The organism is Spirosoma harenae, from assembly GCF_054776975.1.
In genome coordinates this window covers 1-1,504 of sequence record NZ_BAAHBD010000050.1, presented here as the reverse complement: position 1 = coordinate 1,504, position 1,504 = coordinate 1, and the positions used below count along the sequence as shown (strand labels likewise).

Annotated in this window: 2 protein-coding genes; one reads left to right on the top strand and one right to left on the bottom strand. The window is 60.6% G+C overall.

Annotation, left to right across the window (positions count from 1 at the left end; translation table 11 throughout):
* On the bottom strand, positions 1-1,107 hold a 1,107-nt coding region (locus ACYVE4_RS31740; protein ID WP_461044448.1), incomplete at its 3' end, for a hypothetical protein.
* Positions 1,108-1,122: 15 nt separating this feature from the next.
* On the opposite strand from ACYVE4_RS31740, the gene ACYVE4_RS31735 reads away from it, so the two are divergent.
* Positions 1,123-1,504, top strand: a 382-nt coding sequence (locus ACYVE4_RS31735; protein ID WP_461044447.1) for a gliding motility-associated C-terminal domain-containing protein, incomplete at its 3' end; no start/stop codon positions are given.

Below are 1,504 nucleotides of genomic sequence, written 5' to 3'. Positions count from 1 at the left end.
GCAGGCTATGTCAAGATTGCTGAGCTGCCCCTCAACGCCACTACCTACACCGACACCTCCACCCTCCAGCGAGGGGTCTCCTACGGCTACCTCACCCTGGCCCTCTACCCCGATCCCAATGGCGGGGCCAACGGCGGAGTCAGCAAAGCCTCCAACCTGGCCTGCCTGCAAGTGCCCCTGCTGGCGCCGGTCATCACCCAGGTCAGCGTCGACTCCACCGATGCCACCAGAGGCCAGATCAGCGTCCGCTGGACCCGGCCTCTGGGCCTCAACCCCGGTGATCTGCCGGGTCCCTACCAGTACCGACTCCAGCGAGCCGAAGGGCTCACCGGCACCGCCTTTGTGCCCCTGGCTACCATCAACACCGGGCTGCTGCCCACCGTTGGCGACACCCTGTATGTGGACAAGGGCAGTTCCAGCTCGGCTTTGAACACCGATGGCAATGCGTATCGGTATCGACTCGAGTTCTACTACACCCTCAACGGCCAGCTCACCCGCCTGGATGTGACCGAAGCGGCCTCCTCGGTACGGCTGACGGCCAGCCCCGTCAACCGGCAGATCCGCCTGAGCTGGCAGGCTAATGTGCCCTGGAGCAACGACAACAAGATCCACGATGTGTACCGCAGCCGCACGGGGGCTCAGGGCGTCTTCAACAAGATCGCTGAGGTGAGTGTGAGTGGCCCCGGCTCCTACACCTACACCGATGATGGGTCGGACCAGTTTGTGGCCGATGGCAACACGAGTCGGGTGTTGACCGCTGACAGCAGCTACTGCTACCGGGTGATGACCCGGGGGCAGTACCTGGATATCCAGCTGGCTCGCTTGAGGGTGGGTGACAACTACAGCCAGATTCAGTGTGCGGCCCCCGCTGACACGACCCGTCCCTGCCCGCCGGTGCTGAGAGTGGACAGTTTGGTGTGCAACAGTCTGAGCAGTGAGGCCCTGTGTGACCAGAGCAGCTTTGTCAACAAGGTCCGCTGGCAGCCCACCAGCAGTGTGAACTGTGATGCCAATCTGGCGAGTTATAAGATCTACTATGGCCGTTACCAGGGGGACACGCTGGGTCTGCTGAGCAGTGTGGCGGTACCCACGACGAGTTTTGATCACACCAATCTGACGACGGTGGCGGGCTGTTACTATGTGACGGCGGTGAGCCGGCGGGGTCTGGAGAGTGGTCCCTCGAATGTGGTGTGTGTGGAATCGTGTCCGAGTTTTGAGCTTCCGAATGTGTTCACGCCCAATGGGGATGGGAAGAATGATGTGTTTCAGCCGCTGAAGTGTCCACGGTTTGTGGAGCGGGTTGAGTTTGTGGTGTATAATCGGTGGGGCTCGAAGGTGTACGAGAGTGTGGGGGGTAGTCTGAGCTGGGATGGCAAGAGCAGTGAGGGGGTAGATTTGCCGACGGGGTTATACTATTATCAGGCGGTGGTTCACTATGCCCTGCTGGAGAAGAATGCTCCTGCCCAGACCCTGAAGGGCTGGGTCCAAATACTAAGAGAAGGAA